The sequence below is a fragment of the Peribacillus frigoritolerans genome, assembly GCF_004358755.1.
Classification (GTDB): Bacteria; Bacillota; Bacilli; order Bacillales; family Bacillaceae; genus Bacillus_P.
Genome location: NZ_SMZY01000007.1, coordinates 1 through 16616 on the forward strand (window position 1 = coordinate 1; position 16616 = coordinate 16616).

The 16616-nt window shown below is 42.4% G+C and carries 12 protein-coding genes, 10 tRNA genes and 2 rRNA genes; 23 read left to right on the forward strand and 1 reads right to left on the reverse strand.

Going from position 1 to position 16616, the window contains the following annotated elements; genetic code table 11:
- From E2R53_RS21205 to E2R53_RS21300, 20 genes are all read left to right on the forward strand, one after another.
- A 23S ribosomal RNA gene (locus E2R53_RS21205) occupies positions 1 to 107 on the forward strand; the annotation flags it as partial.
- A gap of 129 nt (positions 108 to 236) precedes the next feature.
- Positions 237 to 352 (forward strand): 5S ribosomal RNA (gene rrf / locus E2R53_RS21210).
- A 9-nt stretch (positions 353 to 361) separates the two neighbouring features.
- Positions 362 to 433: transfer RNA gene (locus E2R53_RS21215), tRNA-Asn, on the forward strand.
- A gap of 4 nt (positions 434 to 437) precedes the next feature.
- A tRNA-Thr gene (locus E2R53_RS21220) sits at positions 438 to 510 on the forward strand.
- A 20-nt stretch (positions 511 to 530) separates the two neighbouring features.
- Positions 531 to 605: transfer RNA gene (locus E2R53_RS21225), tRNA-Glu, on the forward strand.
- Positions 606 to 652: 47 nt separating this feature from the next.
- Positions 653 to 728, forward strand: a tRNA-Val gene (locus E2R53_RS21230).
- Between the two features lie 204 nt (positions 729 to 932).
- Positions 933 to 1008, forward strand: a tRNA-Thr gene (locus E2R53_RS21235).
- 9 nt (positions 1009 to 1017) lie between these two features.
- Positions 1018 to 1102, forward strand: a tRNA-Tyr gene (locus E2R53_RS21240).
- 116 nt (positions 1103 to 1218) lie between these two features.
- Positions 1219 to 1293, forward strand: a tRNA-Gln gene (locus E2R53_RS21245).
- A gap of 166 nt (positions 1294 to 1459) precedes the next feature.
- Positions 1460 to 1535, forward strand: a tRNA-Lys gene (locus tag E2R53_RS21250).
- 5 nt (positions 1536 to 1540) lie between these two features.
- Positions 1541 to 1615: transfer RNA gene (locus tag E2R53_RS21255), tRNA-Gly, on the forward strand.
- A 16-nt stretch (positions 1616 to 1631) separates the two neighbouring features.
- Positions 1632 to 1704, forward strand: a tRNA-Ala gene (locus E2R53_RS21260).
- An 835-nt stretch (positions 1705 to 2539) separates the two neighbouring features.
- Positions 2540 to 3445, forward strand: coding sequence for an arginase (gene rocF, locus E2R53_RS21265; protein WP_133313715.1), 906 nt, complete (start codon positions 2540 to 2542; stop codon positions 3443 to 3445).
- 188 nt (positions 3446 to 3633) lie between these two features.
- Complete coding sequence (gene sigW, locus E2R53_RS21270; protein WP_133313716.1) at positions 3634 to 4197, forward strand: RNA polymerase sigma factor SigW; 564 nt, start codon at positions 3634 to 3636, stop codon at positions 4195 to 4197.
- 15 nt (positions 4198 to 4212) lie between these two features.
- Positions 4213 to 4824 (forward strand): anti-sigma-W factor RsiW, encoded by a 612-nt coding sequence (gene rsiW, locus E2R53_RS21275; RefSeq protein WP_133313717.1) that lies wholly within the window; start codon positions 4213 to 4215, stop codon positions 4822 to 4824.
- Between the two features lie 204 nt (positions 4825 to 5028).
- Positions 5029 to 5850 (forward strand): diadenylate cyclase CdaA, encoded by an 822-nt coding sequence (gene cdaA / locus E2R53_RS21280; protein WP_133313718.1) that lies wholly within the window; start codon positions 5029 to 5031, stop codon positions 5848 to 5850.
- Positions 5843 to 7108 carry a CdaR family protein gene (locus tag E2R53_RS21285; protein ID WP_133313719.1) on the forward strand — a complete coding sequence of 422 codons (1266 nt, stop codon included), beginning with the start codon at positions 5843 to 5845 and terminating at the stop codon, positions 7106 to 7108. The genes cdaA and E2R53_RS21285 overlap by 8 nt, the downstream gene beginning before the upstream one ends.
- Before the next feature lie 32 nt (positions 7109 to 7140).
- Positions 7141 to 8487, forward strand: a complete 1347-nt coding sequence (gene glmM, locus E2R53_RS21290) for a phosphoglucosamine mutase (protein ID WP_133313720.1) — start codon at positions 7141 to 7143, stop codon at positions 8485 to 8487.
- Between the two features lie 592 nt (positions 8488 to 9079).
- The gene (gene glmS, locus E2R53_RS21295; protein ID WP_133313721.1) at positions 9080 to 10882 is read left to right on the forward strand and encodes a glutamine--fructose-6-phosphate transaminase (isomerizing); all 1803 of its coding nucleotides are present in this window, start codon (positions 9080 to 9082) and stop codon (positions 10880 to 10882) included.
- 318 nt (positions 10883 to 11200) lie between these two features.
- Complete coding sequence (locus tag E2R53_RS21300) at positions 11201 to 12046, forward strand: alpha/beta fold hydrolase (RefSeq protein ID WP_133313722.1); 846 nt, start codon at positions 11201 to 11203, stop codon at positions 12044 to 12046.
- Positions 12047 to 12223: 177 nt separating this feature from the next.
- Here E2R53_RS21300 and guaC read toward each other — a convergent pair whose 3' ends face one another.
- The gene (gene guaC / locus E2R53_RS21305) at positions 12224 to 13207 is read right to left on the reverse strand and encodes a GMP reductase (RefSeq protein WP_133313723.1); all 984 of its coding nucleotides are present in this window, start codon (positions 13205 to 13207) and stop codon (positions 12224 to 12226) included.
- 256 nt (positions 13208 to 13463) lie between these two features.
- Here guaC and safA point away from each other — a divergent pair, with 256 nt between their 5' ends.
- From safA to E2R53_RS21320, 3 genes are all read left to right on the forward strand, one after another.
- On the forward strand, positions 13464 to 14084 hold the full coding sequence (gene safA, locus E2R53_RS21310; RefSeq protein WP_133313724.1) for a SafA/ExsA family spore coat assembly protein: 621 nt from the start codon (positions 13464 to 13466) through the stop codon (positions 14082 to 14084).
- A 790-nt stretch (positions 14085 to 14874) separates the two neighbouring features.
- The gene (locus E2R53_RS21315) at positions 14875 to 16023 is read left to right on the forward strand and encodes an AI-2E family transporter (protein ID WP_133313725.1); all 1149 of its coding nucleotides are present in this window, start codon (positions 14875 to 14877) and stop codon (positions 16021 to 16023) included.
- 132 nt (positions 16024 to 16155) lie between these two features.
- A complete protein-coding gene (locus E2R53_RS21320) occupies positions 16156 to 16581 on the forward strand; it encodes an organic hydroperoxide resistance protein (protein ID WP_133313726.1) in 426 nt (141 codons plus the stop codon).
- Positions 16582 to 16616: the final 35 nt, after the last annotated feature.

The following is a 16616-nucleotide window of genomic DNA, read 5'->3' on the forward strand; positions in this document are numbered from 1 at the left end:
ACGTAAGTGAGTAAGAACCCTGAAAGATGATCAGGTTGATAGGTCTGAGGTGGAAGCGCGGTGACGTGTGGAGCTGACAGATACTAATCGTTCGAGGACTTAACCACAGTCTAATAAAGTGTAACATGTAAGTGAATCTTGTTATCATACGTTATTTAGTTTTGAAAGAATAACATTCTTTCGAAAAAAAGCTTGAAATCTTCGGATTTCATAGTATAATAATTTTTGTCATTATGTCTGGTGATGATGGCGAAGAGGTCACACCCGTTCCCATGCCGAACACGGAAGTTAAGCTCTTCAGCGCCGATGGTAGTTGGGGGTTTCCCCCTGCAAGAGTAGGACGTCGCCAGGCTAGCATTATTCCGCAGTAGCTCAGTGGTAGAGCTATCGGCTGTTAACCGATCGGTCGTAGGTTCGAGTCCTACCTGCGGAGCCTTGCTTCCATAGCTCAGTCGGTAGAGCACTTCCATGGTAAGGAAGAGGTCATCGGTTCAAGCCCGGTTGGGAGCTTACATTTAAACTAATAAAACGGCCCGTTGGTCAAGCGGTTAAGACACCGCCCTTTCACGGCGGTAACACGGGTTCGAATCCCGTACGGGTCACCATTTAAACGTAAGTCTTAATATGTGAAACATTATACAATCTTTTATGCGGAGGATTAGCTCAGCTGGGAGAGCATCTGCCTTACAAGCAGAGGGTCGGCGGTTCGAGCCCGTCATCCTCCACCATTAAGACTTTGCAGCAATTAGCAGTTAAATAAAAGTTGTACTTCATACTATTAAAATGCCGGTGTAGCTCAATTGGTAGAGCACGGCCGAATAAGCTTCCTGAATGAACTTCAGCGTACTGATCGAGCTGCTGCTTGACTAGGCTTTTTGAGATCAGGACGACTTTAACAAGTTTAAAACCAAATTGTATTTCTTACTTTATATGCCGGTGTAGCTCAATTGGTAGAGCAACTGACTTGTAATCAGTAGGTTGGGGGTTCAAGTCCTCTTGCCGGCACCACTTATGTGTGGAGGGGTAGCGAAGTGGCTAAACGCGGCGGACTGTAAATCCGCTCCCTCCGGGTTCGGCGGTTCGAATCCGTCCCCCTCCACCACTTTCATTTAGACAAACTTAACTGAATAGTTCTTGTCTAGACTGTAAATAATATGTTTAGTTAACATAAACCATTTTACGGTCAATTAGAATTTTATAGATTACATATATAATTGATGGGCTATAGCCAAGCGGTAAGGCAACGGACTTTGACTCCGTCATGCGCTGGTTCGAATCCAGCTAGCCCAGCCATTATTATTTTAAAATGCGAAAATCACTAAGTGCCATTAGCTCAGTCGGCAGAGCACGACCGAGTAATCTTCGAAGCTTAGCTTCAGCACACAAATTGAGCCGCTCCTTGAATAATCTTTCTGAGATTTGGGTGTCTTGCAAAACTAAAGAGTGTTTTCTTAACTAAGTGCCATTAGCTCAGTCGGTAGAGCATCTGACTTTTAATCAGAGGGTCGAAGGTTCGAGTCCTTCATGGCACACCATTTTTGCGGAAGTAGTTCAGTGGTAGAACACCACCTTGCCAAGGTGGGGGTCGCGGGTTCGAATCCCGTCTTCCGCTCCAGAACTTTTTTTATATCGGGGCCTTAGCTCAGCTGGGAGAGCGCCTGCCTTGCACGCAGGAGGTCAGCGGTTCGATCCCGCTAGGCTCCATCATAAGTATCCTGAAAAAGCCGTCAGACTTCATGTCTGACGGCTTTTTCGTTGCTTACGAATTGAAGCCAAGTCGCAAGTATTGAATCATGATTCGATTGGGCTGGCTTAGCCTGATCAGATTTAAAATTCCCCTCCAATTCAGAACAGAATAATCTAAATCATGCTGCTATATATATTTAATTATTTTTGTACCATAATTATGGCGATTGCGAAGAAAAGTGGATCAACCATTCGCTTCCACAATTATGGTGATTGCGAAGAAAAGTGGAAACAACCATTCGCTATGATTCCACAAATATGGTGTTTGCGTAGAAAAGTGGAAACAACCGCCCGCTATGATTCCACAATTATGGCGATTGCGAAGAAAAGTGGATCAACCATTCGCTATGATTCCACAAATATGGTGTTTGCGAAGAAAAGTGGAAACAACCACCCGCAATGATTCCACAGTAAAGGTAATTGCGCAGAAAAGAGGAATCAGCCACCCGCTATGATTCCACAATTATGGTGATTGCGGAAACAACCACCCGCTTGATTCCACAGTTAAGGTAATTGCGCAGAAAAGAGGAAACAACCACTCGCTATGATTCCACAATTATGGTGATTGCGAAGAAAAGTGGAAACAACCACCCGCAAATTCCCCAATTATGGTTATGCGCAGAAAGCCGATTCAGCTTCAGCCACTGGTTACCCTATCTAAAGCTATCACTATACGGCACAAATTATTTTACTGAAAACTCTGTATATATATACACGTTTTTGTCGAGTTGAGTCATCACCCTTTTTATCAGTACAATAGAGACAGAGTTACTTACTAAGGGGGATGATTTACATGAAAGAGAGAATATCAATTATCGGGGTACCAATGGATTTAGGACAAATGCGCCGCGGTGTGGACATGGGGCCAAGTGCTATCAGATATGCAGGTGTTGTAGAGCGTCTTGAAGGGCTGCATTATGAGATTGAAGATAAAGGCGATATAAAAATCGGACGTCCAAACCGTGAAGAGGAGAGTTCTTCATCAAATAATTTAAGAAATTTGAAAGCGGTATCAGAAGGTAATCTGAAGCTTTCTGAACAGGTTGATGAAGTGATTCAATCAGGTTCGTTTCCACTGGTGCTTGGCGGAGACCACAGTATTGCCATCGGAACACTTGCAGGGGTTTCAAAGCATTATAAAGAGCTTGGAGTAATCTGGTATGATGCACATGGAGATCTTAATACGGGAGACACTTCGCCTTCAGGGAATATTCATGGGATGCCGCTTGCAGTGAGCATTGGTCTCGGCGATGAGACGTTAACGAAAATTGGCGGCTATACTCCTAAAGTTAAGCCTGAAAATATTGTGATTATCGGTGCCCGCTCTCTTGATGAGGGTGAAAAGGAATTAATCAAGGAAAAAGGAATTAAAGTATATACGATGCATGAGATTGACCGTCTCGGCATGACAAAGGTAATGGAAGAGACAATTCATTATTTGAAAGAGCGTACAGACGGTGTTCACTTGTCTCTGGATTTAGATGGGCTTGACCCGCATGATGCTCCTGGTGTGGGAACGCCGGTTATTGGCGGCATCAGCTACAGAGAGAGTCATTTAGCTATGGAGATGCTTGCAGAATCAGATATCATCACTTCTGCTGAATTTGTTGAAGTAAATCCTATATTAGATGAAAAGAATAAAACAGCTACTGTAGCAGTAGCATTGATGGGATCTTTGTTTGGCGAAAAGCTTCTGTAATTTTACAAAAAGACACAGTTTTTAAACTGTGTCTTTTATTTAAGAAAAATTTAAGGTAAACATGTTGAAAAGCCATCTACAGACAACCTAAAATTTGTTAAAATATTTTTATGCGAAAAAAATGAAACCTTTTATGCGGCTTATACGTAATAAGGGGAACCCGCACTTGCGCGGGGGTAAGGGGTATCATGGAGACGATCGTAAAAAATAGGATTAAACAAGTTAAAAAAGGCGACCAGAATGCATTTGCCGAAATCGTAGATATATATAAGGACAAAATTTATCAGCTTTGCTACCGTATGCTCGGGAACTCCCATGAGGCGGAAGATATAGCCCAGGAAGCGTTTATCCGGGCCTATGTGAATATTAACAGCTATGACATGGATAAGAAGTTCTCTACGTGGCTGTACCGCATTGCGACAAATTTAACGATTGATCGAATCAGAAAGAAAAAACCTGATTTTTACCTTGATGCCGAAGTAACCGGAACGGAAGGGTTAACCATGTATTCTCAAGTAGCAGCTGATGTAGCTCTGCCCGAGGATCAAGTGGAAACAATGGAGCTTCAGCAAATGATTCAAAAAGAAATTTTAAAGCTCCCCGATAAATATCGTTCTGTCATCGTATTAAAGTATATTGATGAGCTTTCTTTAATTGAAATCAGTGAGATTCTTGATATGCCGATCGGTACGGTCAAAACAAGAATTCACAGAGGGCGGGAAGCACTGAGGAAGCAATTAAGGCATTTATGATTTGAGGTGATAAGGTTGAAATGTTCAGAACAAATGAAAGAGCGGATCCATCACTATTTGGATAACGATATAAAGCAGGAAGATGAGCGGATCTTGAGAGAGCATCTTCAGTCATGCACGGACTGCACACAGCATTTGCATGAGCTTGAGAAGTCGATCGCCCTGGTGCAGAGCACATCTCACATTGAGGCCCCGGTGGATTTTACACAAGCCATTATGGGGCGTCTGCCTAAAGAAAAGAAAACGGTTGGGGTCAACAGATGGCTGAAGGGTCATCCGATGCTTGCTGCTGCTTCCCTTTTCGTCTTATTGATGACAGGCAGTTTATTCTCTTCCTGGTCAACTGATTCTGATTTCAGCGTTTCAAAGCAGCCTAATTTGGTTGTTGAGAATAATACAGTTACCGTACCAAAAGGTGAGACTGTTCAGGGAGATGTGACGGTAAAAGGCGGAACAATCAATATTGAAGGAAAAGTGGAGGGGAACGTCACGGTGATCAACGGAGAGAAGTATATGGCTTCTGCCGGTCAGGTGACAGGTGACGTTGAGGAAATCAATGAGGCTTTTGAATGGATCTGGTTTCAAATGAAATCTCTTTCCAAAGAGGTCGTCGACATATTTAAGTAAAAGGCCGCCTTTTATTCTAAGGCGGCCTTTTTGTTCTGTCACGTGCCGCACAAGGGCATTTAGATTAATAAAACGATATGTACCCTTATCTGCAGGCCAGCGCTTTGCTTATATGACTACAATACGTTTTAATTGCAGAATATATGGTATAATATCGTAGTTATAGTCCTATGCAAATGACTAAAACTGATGGAGGAAGAGAATATGGCATTTGAGGATTTCCCATTACTGCATTACCTCGGCATCGCCGTTGATATTCTCCTCGTTTGGTTCGTTATATATAAGTTGATTATGGTGATACGGGGAACGAAGGCCGTTCAGCTGCTGAAAGGCATCATCGTTATTATTCTCGTTCGTACACTCAGCCAGTATTTAGGGCTGCAGACCTTGCAATGGCTCATGGACCAAGCATTAACATGGGGTTTTCTTGCGATCATCATTATTTTCCAGCCTGAGTTGCGAAGGGCGCTAGAGCAACTTGGCAGAGGGAAATTATTCTCAAGAAGCGGAGCTCCAGAGGAGGAAGAACAACAAAAGATTATCGATGCTATCTTAAAGGCGACAGACTACATGGCAAAACGAAGAATTGGCGCATTAGTTACGATTGAGAAAGAAACAGGGATGAGTGATTACATAGAAACGGGCATACCGCTTCATTCAGCTCTCTCTTCTGAGCTATTAATTAATATCTTTATCCCAAATACACCTCTTCACGATGGAGCTGTTATTCTCCAAAAAAACCAGATTGCTGCGGCCGCATGTTATCTGCCTCTATCCGAAAGTCCTTTTATTTCAAAAGAATTAGGGACAAGGCACCGGGCAGCAGTTGGAATCAGTGAAGTAACCGATAGTATTACAATTGTTGTATCTGAAGAAACAGGCAGTATTTCTGTGACCAGAAACGGAGAGCTTCACAGGAATCTCACCGTTGAGGCTTTAAGTGAAATTTTGGTTTCTGAATTTGGAAAGCAGGCAAAGGCCACTTCCTCAAACCTATGGCAGTGGAGGGGAAAGAAAAATGGATAAGATGATTAATAATCATTGGGTAATGAGGATTATTGCTCTTTTAATGGCGCTCATGCTTTATGTATCTGTTAATATCGAAACGCCGGCTCCGAAAAAACAGCCGGGGCCAGTAACATCCGTATTTCCATCTGCGCCGTCTGAATCTGCAAAAGACACGGAAACGATTCCTGATGTTGAAGTGAAAACGTATTTGGATCAAGAAAATGTTGTAGTGACAGGAGTGCCTGAAACGGCAGATGTCACGCTGAGCGGGCCGACTAATTCATTATTGAAGGCAAAGCAGCTTAAAGATTTTGAAATATATGCTGAACTCTCGGATTTGTCTATCGGCTCACATAAGATCCAACTGAAGCATAAGAATATAGCGGACAATCTTGAAGTGAATTTGAACCCTTCCATTATCACTGTAAATGTGGAGGAAAAAGTTACCCGTGATTTCCCGGTTCAAGTGGATTTTATCAATAAAAACCAAATTGAAACAGGATATACCGCACAGGATCCGATTGTAAAACCGAGTGTTGTAAGAATAACCGGCTCCAAAACACTTATCGACAGCATTGCTCTCATCAAGTCGAGGGTGAATCTGCAAAATGCAAATGAAACAATTGAGCAAGAATCAAAGGTGACAGTATATGATGACGAAGGAAATATTCTTCCTGTAGAAGTTTATCCTTCGGTAGTAGATGTAACAGTGCCGATTACAAGTCCAAGCAAGAAGCTTCCTTTTAAACTTAAGAATGAAGGAGAGCTTGGAGAAGGATTAAGCATCTCAAACATTGAAGCTGTGCCGAACGAAGTGACGATATATGGACCAATGGACGTCATTGATCCGCTTGAATTTATAGATGGCGTAACGGTGGATTTGAGCAAAATCAAAGATGATACCGTACTGGATGTAGATATTCCTTTACCTGACGGAGTGACAAAAGTAAGTCCTGAAAAAATCCAAATTAAAGTTGACGTTGAAAAAGAAGAAGAAACAGTACTTGAGAATCTGCCTGTTAATATCCGCGGTTTAGGTGAAGGGAAGATTATTCAGTTCCTTGAGCCTGAATCAGAAGAGCTCGATTTAAGCGTCGTTGGAGCACCCAGTGTACTGACGAATATCAAACCGTCTGATCTTGAATTATTTGTAAATGTAACAGATCTCTCGGATGGTGAGCATGATGTTAAGGTAGAAGTGAATGGGCCGCAGGATATTAAATGGACCCTTCCTGAAGATGAAGTAAAAGTGAAAATTTCTTCTAAGCAATCATGATGATTGAAACTGTCTAAAGGAGCGATATTAGAATGGGTAAGTATTTTGGAACAGATGGAGTAAGAGGCGTTGCAAATAGTGAATTAACACCTGAATTAGCGTTTAAAATCGGTCGTTTTGGAGGTTACGTGTTAACAAAAGATGCGAACCGTCCAAAAGTGTTAATCGGACGGGATACACGTATTTCAGGTCATATGCTGGAAGGTGCGCTAGTTGCAGGGCTTCTCTCTATCGGTGCTGAGGTTATGCGTTTAGGCGTTATTTCAACACCTGGTGTTTCATATTTAACGAAAGCACTTGGAGCACAAGCGGGTGTTATGATTTCAGCCTCACATAATCCTGTTCAAGATAACGGAATTAAATTCTTTGGTCCTGACGGTTTTAAATTGTCAGATGACCAGGAATTTGAAATAGAAGGCTTAATGGATCAAGAAGAAGACTCACTGCCAAGACCTGTTGGATCTGATTTAGGTCAAGTAAATGACTATTTCGAGGGCGGACAGAAATATCTTCAATTCCTGAAACAAACAGTAGACGAAGATTTCACCGGCATCCACGTTGCACTTGATTGTGCACATGGTGCAACATCTTCTCTTGCAACACATTTGTTTGCGGATCTTGATGCCGATGTATCAACTATGGGTACAACTCCAAACGGATTGAATATTAATGATGGCGTAGGTTCTACACATCCTGAAGCGTTAGCCGGATTTCTTACGGAAAAAGGCGCCGATGTCGGGCTTGCTTTTGATGGTGACGGAGACCGCCTGATTGCTGTAGATGAAAAAGGTCAAATCGTTGATGGCGATCAAATCATGTTTATTTGTGCGAAATTCCTGAATGAGCACGGAAGATTGAAGAAAGAAACAGTTGTCTCTACAATCATGAGCAACCTTGGTTTTTATAAAGCGATTGAAGCAAACAACATGAAGAGTTCTCAAACGGCTGTAGGAGACCGATATGTTGTGGAAGAAATGAAAAAAGGGGATTATAACCTTGGCGGCGAGCAGTCTGGCCACATTATCTTCCTGGATCACAATACAACGGGTGATGGTCTGCTGACAGCTATTCAATTAGTGAATATCATGAAAGTGACAGGCAAACCGTTATCTGAGCTTGCAGCTGAAATGAAGAAGTTCCCTCAATTACTTATCAATGTAAGGGTAACAGATAAGCATAAAGTAACGGACAACATGAACGTGAAGAAAGTGATTGCAGAAGTAGAAAGTGAAATGAATGGCGACGGACGGATTCTAGTCCGCCCTTCTGGTACAGAGCCGCTTGTGCGCGTAATGGCAGAAGCGCCAACAGCAGAATTATGCGAGAAGTATGTTACGCGCATCGTCGCTGTTGTGAAAGAAGAAATGGGAACAGAATAAGGGATATGAGGGTCTGCCAATAAGGCAGGCCCTTTTTTGACTGAAATTCACAGACATAAACGTGAAGGGACCAGTCGAATACTATAAACATACCTCATTGTTTCTTGTCTTTTTTTATCTGAATCGCAGCGAGGCAGCAGCTTGGCTGCACAATGTTTAGAAGCTGATAAAATAGGGTAACTCAGTCAAGAACAATCTTTTCAAAAAAAACATATACTGAAGAGTGCATCTTTCTGTCCACATTTGCAAAGTACTGAATTGACGATTTGAAGGTTGGTATAGTATGATTACTTTTGTGTTTTTATTTTAGAATGGAAAGGGGCATTGTGAGGTTGTATTTATTATGAAAAGCGCCTGAACTAAGCGGACCGAAAACAGCTTAGTTGACGAGGATGGAGGATTATCGAAAGTTCGGCGGATGCCTCCCGGTTGATGATTACAGCCGTAAGCTCTCTCCTTAAAACAAAGAGGCAACTTTTTGCACAAAGGGAAGAACGTAATCAAACTAAAAAATATAGACATGTGTGAGGGGACAGAAAATAGTCCCCGTGGCTTGACCTGTCCCCCGCCTATTTGGGAGGATACTTTAATTATGTGCGGAATCGTTGGATATATTGGACAACAGGATACAAAAGAAATCTTATTGCGTGGACTTGAAAAGCTTGAATACCGCGGATATGACTCAGCGGGCATTGCCGTTATCAATGAAGACGGAGTGCACGTTTTCAAAGAAAAAGGACGCATTGCCATTCTTCGTGAAGAAGTGGATGCTAATGTAATGTCTACAGCAGGGATTGGACATACTCGCTGGGCGACTCATGGTGCACCAAGCAAACGCAATTCACATCCTCATCAAAGTGCATCAAGCCGATTCACACTTGTGCACAATGGTGTTATTGAAAACTATTCAAGCCTGAAACGCGAATATCTTCAGGATGTTGCGCTTGTCAGTGATACAGATACAGAAGTAGTTGTTCAGGTTATTGAACAATTCGTTAATAAAGGAGCGGACGTGGAAGAAGCGTTCAGCCAGACTCTTTCCATTTTAAAAGGTTCTTATGCAATCGCGCTTTTAGACAATCAAAATCCAGATACGATTTTTGTTGCTAAGAATAAAAGCCCATTGCTTGTTGGTCTTGGAGAAGGCTTCAACGTTGTTGCATCTGATGCAATGGCCATGCTGCAGGTAACAGATCAATATGTAGAATTAATGGATAAAGAAATCGTCATTGTAAAACGTGAAGCTGTTACAATCAAAAACCTTCAAGGTGAAACAATTGACCGTGCTCCTTATACAGCTGAATTAGATGCCAGTGACATCGAAAAAGGAACATACCCTCACTACATGTTAAAAGAAGTGGATGAGCAGCCGCTTGTTATGCGCAAAATCATCCAAAAATATCAAAACGACCAAGGCAAGCTGACAATGGACCCGGCAATTGTGGATGCGATCAATGCTTCAGACCGCCTCTATATTGTAGCATGCGGAACAAGCTACCATGCAGGCCTTGTCGGCAAGCAGTTCATTGAAAGATGGGCTAAAAAACCAGTAGAAGTTCACGTTGCAAGTGAATTCTCATACAACATGCCGATTTTATCAGAAAAGCCGTTATTCATCTTTATCTCACAAAGCGGTGAGACTGCTGACAGCCGTGCCGTTCTTGTTCAAATTAAAGAGCTTGGCTACCAGTCCTTAACCATCACTAACGTACCTGGTTCAACACTTTCACGTGAAGCGAACCACACGTTATTGCTGCATGCTGGACCTGAAATTGCTGTTGCTTCAACAAAAGCTTATACAGCACAATTAGGTGTTCTTGCTATTCTTGCAGCTGTAACAGCTGAAGCAAGAGGCGTTGAGTTAAGCTTTGACCTTGTAAAAGAGCTTGGCATCGTGGCAAATGCAATGGAAGTCCTTTGCGATCAAAAAGACGAAATGGAATACATTGCACGCGAGTACCTTTCAACAACACGCAACTGCTTCTTCATCGGCCGTTCGGTTGACTACTATGTAGGACTTGAAGGTGCGCTTAAACTGAAAGAAATCTCTTACATCCAGGCAGAAGGGTTTGCCGGAGGAGAGCTTAAGCATGGTACAATCGCGCTGATTGAAAACGGCACGCCTGTTATCGCGCTTGCAACACAAGAGCACGTAAACTTAAGCATCCGCGGAAACGTGAAAGAAGTAGCAGCACGCGGAGCTAACCCATGCATCATCTCGCTTAAAGGTCTAGAAGAAGAAGATGACCGTTTCATTCTTCCTGCTATCCATGAGGAACTGACGCCGCTTGCTTCTGTCATTCCTTTGCAGCTGATTGCTTACTATGCAGCTCTTCACAGAGGCTGTGACGTGGATAAGCCGCGTAACCTTGCTAAGAGTGTTACGGTTGAATAAATAAGTAAAAACCCCTATTCAGAAATGAATAGGGGTTTTTTGCAACCTTCCTAAGAGTGGAGGAGCTGAGTATGAAGGAGGATCTCGCCTAGTGAAATGTCTATGACTAAGGGTGCATGTAAAAATCAGGAAAATACAGTAGAATCAAAGTGTGGGTAATGCCATAAATCAATGATGAAAAGGAGGCCGTCACGCCATGATTATCAAATGGATCAAACAAAGATAATTCAAGGTGCAGGCCAAAACTCCGTTGATAGGTTATTGATCTGCGCCTCACAAAGCGCGATGTGAAAATAAAAATAACGGAGGATTTAAAACATGAACGAACAATTGTTGAAAATAAACCAGGTCGAAATTTATACAGAAAGCTTTGGAAACCCCGGTGACCCTGCGATACTTTTGATTATGGGGGCTATGTCCTCATTGGACTGGTGGGATGAGGAATTCTGTCAGCGTCTTGCTGAAGAGGGAAGATTCGTCATCCGATACGATCATCGTGATCTTGGAAGGTCAACCGTTTACGAACCAGGGACATCCCATTATACAATCACAGATCTGGCAGATGATGCCATTTGCATCCTTGATGCCTACTCGATCGAAAAGGCTCATATCACAGGCATGTCTCTAGGTGGGATGATTGGCCAGATTATAGCTGTAAAGAACCCGGAACGTGTCCGAACGCTGACGATCATCGCATCAAGTGTATTCGGAACAGAACAAGCGGAACTTCCGCAGATGGATCAGCGCATTTTGGATTATCATGCAAAAAGTGCTTCAATCGACTGGTCAAACCGGGAATCATCCATCTCTTATCTCGCAGAAGGATGGAAGGTACTCTCTGGTGTTAAGTCTTTTGAAAAAGAAAGAATGTATCTTCTGGCGGAAAGAGAGTACAGCCGGGCGAAACAAATACAAAGCCGTTTCAATTATGTTCTGCTTGGCGGCGGTGAGGATTACTTGGATCGTATGGGAGAGATAAACGTACCGTCTGTTATCATTCATGGAACAAATGACCCGGCCCTCCCGCTTGAACATGGCCTGGCTCTTGCAAAAGCCATTCCACATGCAGAAATGGTGACGCTTGAAGGAACAGGGCATGAAATTCATACGGAAGACTGGGGCAAGATCATTGAGTCAGTCATAAAGGTCAGTTCCACCCAATAAAAGAATGAAGTAAAAGTAGCGGCCATAGAGGGCGCCGGCAGCTTTTTTGCACACATGAATTTTTATAAAGCTTTTCCACCTTGTCTTTGTAAAAGGGAATCGCATGAAAAACCTGTAACAGAGATACCCGGCTAACGGAAAAAGGAGCAAGGCCACAAAGCCTTGCTCCTCTTCTTATTAATAAACCTTATCCCCATTAAAAATCGAGTTCTTAACTACTACATAATCAACTGTACGAATAGCGTCAAGTTTGGTTCCGCCCGCATACGAGATGGATGACTGCAGATCCTGCTCCATTTCAGTCAGCGTATCTTTTAAAGCGCCTTTATGCTCCACATACATTTTCTTGCCTTCTACGTTTTTCTTTTCGCCTTTTTGGAACTCGGAAGCTGATCCGAAGTATTCTTTGTAAAGCTTTCCGTCCATTTCAATTGTTTCACCAGGAGATTCCTCATGGCCCGCGAACAGGGAGCCGATCATCACCATTGATGCTCCGAATCGAACAGACTTCGCAATATCTCCATGAGTGCGGATGCCGCCGTCAGCAATAATTGGTTTCGTTGCTGCTTTTGCACACCAGCGAAGTGCAGCTAATTGCCAGCCGCCTGTACCAAAGCCGGTTTTAATTTTCGTGATGCAGACTTTACCAGGTCCAATGCCTACTTTTGTTGCATCTGCACCGGCATGCTCAAGCTCTCTTACCGCTTCTGGAGTGCCGACGTTTCCAGCGATGACAAAGCTCTCAGGAAGATGTTTCTTGATGTGCTTGATCATTTCAATGACCGCATTTGAGTGGCCGTGGGCAATGTCGATTGTAATATAGTCCGGCACTAGGTTTTCAGCAGCTAATTCCTCAATAAAGCCATACTCTTCTTCTTTTACACCAACACTGATTGAAGCGATTAAGCCGCGTGATTTCATGTCTTGAATAAATGAGCTTCTTTTTTCCGGCTGGAAGCGGTGCATGATATAGAAATAACCATTCTCCGCTAAGTTCACAGCAATTCTTTCATCTATAATCGTCTGCATATTGGCAGGTACAACTGGCAGCTTGAATGTATGGTTTCCTAAAGCAATCGTTGTGTCGCACTCTGTACGGCTGTTTACTACACATTTTGCAGGTATTAACTGAATATCTTCATAATCAAATACGTTTTCCATCTAAAATACACCCCTAAATACGAATGTTATTGTTAAATACTAATTTAATTGTTCGTCCATTTGGTACTTTACATCATTTGTATATGAATGTCAAAGATTTTTGCAGAAAAAAACGAAGAATAGTGATCTATCTTTTTCTTTTTTAGAAAGCCTTTTCAAAAAACGAACTGATCTATATTGGAGAAAAAGTCAAACGCTTTTTTTCGGTAAATACTACCGCTATTCTTCTAATCTAGTATTCGTATAAAATATAACTATGAAAACATTAAAATCTTTTTCCGTTATGTTGTTGGTTGTCGCTCTAGCCTTTGGATTCAGCAGTCAAACAAGTGCTGCAAGTACATATACCGTTAAAAGCGGTGACACGATGTGGAAAATTGCATCGAAATATCAGGTTGGCGTTTCTGAATTGATTAAAGCCAATCCAAATGTTAAGAATGCTAATATGATCTATCCTGGCCAATCTCTTAACATTCCTTCTGGAAGCGCTTATCAAAGCATGGAAAGCGAAGTGGTCACGCTTGTAAATAAAGAGCGTGCTAAATACGGCTTAAAGCCGCTTACCGCTAACTGGGAAGTTGCCCGTGTTGCAAGATACAAGTCAGAAGATATGCGTGACAAAAACTACTTCAGTCACACATCGCCTACATACGGTTCTCCATTTGATATGATGAAGAGCTTCGGCATTCAGTACAGCTATGCCGGAGAAAATATCGCAGCCGGCCAAACAACTGCACAAAGTGTTGTAACAGCCTGGATGAACAGTGAAGGACACCGCAAGAACATTCTGTCTTCTAATTTCAAAGAAATTGGCGTAGGTTACGCTAAAGGCGGATCTTACGGCCATTACTGGACGCAAATGTTTATCAGCAAATAATAAGAAGGAGGATCAGGGACAATCCGGACTGGGTTGTCCTTTTTGCTGTCTTTGAAAAGAGATCTGAATATAATTTTGGACTGTTATGGTGTATCAAAGTTGAGCGTCGAAATGGAGTTAGCAGCATCAAGAAGGCAGACACGCTGCAGGGAAGTGCGGCAAAATAGAGTTAGCAGCATCAAGAAAGCAGACAGGCTGCAGGGAAGTGCTGCAAAATAGAGTTAGCAGCATCAAGAAGGCAGACACGCTGCAGGGAAGTGCGGCAAAATAGAGTTAGCAGCATCAAGAAAGCAGACAGGCTGCAGGGAAGTGCGGCAAAAGAGAGTTAGCAGCACCAAGAAGGCAGACACGCTGCAGGGAAGTGCGGCAAAATAGAGTTAGCAGCACCAAGAAGGCAGACACGCTGCAGGGAAGTGCGGCAAAAGAGAGTTAGCAGCACCAAGAAGGCAGACACGCTGCAGGGAAGTGCGGCAAAAGAGAGTTAGCAGCACCAAGAAGGCAGACACGCTGCAGGGAAGTGCGGCAAAATAGAGTTAGCAGCACCAAGAAGGCAGACACGCTGCAGGGAAGTGCGACTAAATAGAGTTTGCAGCATCATAAAGCTCCTCCCGCAGTAGAAATATTGAGTAAACGATCAGATTTGAAGAATCAAATGAGCCCCAGTAAGTCCTCAAAATCAGATAAAGATTAATTTTATTGAGTCAGCCGCTAGTCCTATTTTCATTTTTTAAAAAAAGCCTCTATAATAAGCTTAGATAGTGTTTCGGATAGAGAGAAAAGGAGGACACTCATGAAACCGGTAAATCCCAGAGTAGGTACGTTTAAAAGGTTTATCCTTAATAATAGATTTGTTCTGTTTCTTCTGATTTTGCTTTTGATCGGATTGAACATTCTTGTCTTTATGAAAGTATCTTTTATTTTCACGCCGATTGAGGTATTAATTAAAACGATTCTGCTGCCGATTATTCTTGCGGCCATCGTATATTATCTATTAAATCCGGTTGTCGATTTTTTTGAAAGAAGAGGTATTAGAAGAATCTATACGATCCTGGTCCTTTTTCTTGTGATTATTGGATTGCTTACCATTCTGATTGTGTCAGTTATCCCGTTTCTTAAGGAACAGGTAATGAGTTTGATAAAAAGTTTTCCGCAATATACAAGCGATGTTGAGCAGCTGGTGAAAGATGTTGTCGGAAGTGATTTTGTAAATCAGGCGCAGAGGACACTGAACGTCAACGTTGCTGATCTATCCAAGCAAATCTCTGATCAGGCTTCAACCATTATAGATAATATGTTTGCTGGCATCGGGAATATCGTTGGAATCGTAAAGGATTTTATTCTTGCTCTTGTCACGCTGCCATTTATTTTGTTTTATCTTTTAAAAGACGGCAAAAAGCTGGGACCGTATGTTCTTAAGTTCATGCCTGTTACATTCCGGGGCTCAACATATAAGGTCATGCATGAAATGAATAATCAAATCAGTTCTTATATTAGAGGACAGATTATTGTGAGTTTTTGCATTGGAGCGCTGATGTACATAGGGTTTCTGATTATTGGGATGGAGTATGCCTCGCTTCTTGCTTTAGTAGCAGCTTTTACAAGCGTTGTTCCATACTTAGGACCGGCAATTGCAATCACACCTGCATTCATCATTGCGCTTGTTACATCACCGTTTATGGTGCTGAAATTAATTATTGTGTGGACAATTGTGCAATTAGTAGAAGGTAAGTTTATTTCCCCTCAAATCATGGGACGGAATCTGCATATTCACCCGATTACCATCATTTTCGTGATTCTGACTGCAGGAAATTTATTCGGAGTAGTCGGCATTATTCTTGCCGTGCCGGGTTATGCGGTATTAAAAGTGATTGTGACTCATCTGTTCGAATGGATGAAGATCCGCAGCAATATGTATGAACAAAGAGATCAAAAAAGCTGATGGTCGGGCATTTCTTCTTGAAGAAGGAGTGCTTTTTTTTAGTTCATAAACCCATTCAGACGCATATTAAGATGAAAACAGGGTAAATAAAATAGAGAAAGAAAAATTTACATATGAAAGGGAGTATGGACCATGTCAGAAGCATTGTTTACTACATCTGTTACTGCAGTAGGCGGAAGAGAAGGGAAAGTACACTCATCAAATGACGTCATCAACATGGATATTGCTATGCCGGGTTCGCCGCGAGCGGAAAAAATGCCTCAAGCTACAAATCCGGAGCAGCTGTTCGCAGCTGGTTACGCCGCATGTTTTGATGGGGCGCTGCAGCTTATGGCCAGAAATGAAAAAGTGAAATTTGAATCTGAGGTAACGGCTAATGTAAGCTTTCTAAAAGATGAGTCTGACGGCGGCTTCAAATTAGCCGTAAAACTAGACGTAAAAGGGACAGGCATTGAAAAAGGTCAATTAGAAGACCTTGTTCACAAGGCTCACGAGTTCTGCCCTTATTCTAAAGCAACAAGAGGGAATATTGATGTGACGCTTGAGGCGATTGTTTAAATAAGAGGTAAAAAGGTGTTTACCACAGGGTAAAC

What these genes read in the sequence shown, in the direction of transcription:
- rocF (WP_133313715.1), top strand. Translation starts at nt 2,540, where the DNA reads ATGAAAGAGAGAATATCAATTATCGGGGTACCAATGGATTTAGGACAA.
- sigW (WP_133313716.1), top strand. Translation starts at nt 3,634, where the DNA reads ATGGAGACGATCGTAAAAAATAGGATTAAACAAGTTAAAAAAGGCGAC.
- cdaA (WP_133313718.1), top strand. Translation starts at nt 5,029, where the DNA reads ATGGCATTTGAGGATTTCCCATTACTGCATTACCTCGGCATCGCCGTT.
- E2R53_RS21285 (WP_133313719.1), top strand. Translation starts at nt 5,843, where the DNA reads ATGGATAAGATGATTAATAATCATTGGGTAATGAGGATTATTGCTCTT.
- glmM (WP_133313720.1), top strand. Translation starts at nt 7,141, where the DNA reads ATGGGTAAGTATTTTGGAACAGATGGAGTAAGAGGCGTTGCAAATAGT.
- glmS (WP_133313721.1), top strand. Translation starts at nt 9,080, where the DNA reads ATGTGCGGAATCGTTGGATATATTGGACAACAGGATACAAAAGAAATC.
- E2R53_RS21300 (WP_133313722.1), top strand. Translation starts at nt 11,201, where the DNA reads ATGAACGAACAATTGTTGAAAATAAACCAGGTCGAAATTTATACAGAA.
- guaC (WP_133313723.1), bottom strand. Translation starts at nt 13,207, where the DNA reads ATGGAAAACGTATTTGATTATGAAGATATTCAGTTAATACCTGCAAAA.
- safA (WP_133313724.1), top strand. Translation starts at nt 13,464, where the DNA reads ATGAAAACATTAAAATCTTTTTCCGTTATGTTGTTGGTTGTCGCTCTA.
- E2R53_RS21315 (WP_133313725.1), top strand. Translation starts at nt 14,875, where the DNA reads ATGAAACCGGTAAATCCCAGAGTAGGTACGTTTAAAAGGTTTATCCTT.
- E2R53_RS21320 (WP_133313726.1), top strand. Translation starts at nt 16,156, where the DNA reads ATGTCAGAAGCATTGTTTACTACATCTGTTACTGCAGTAGGCGGAAGA.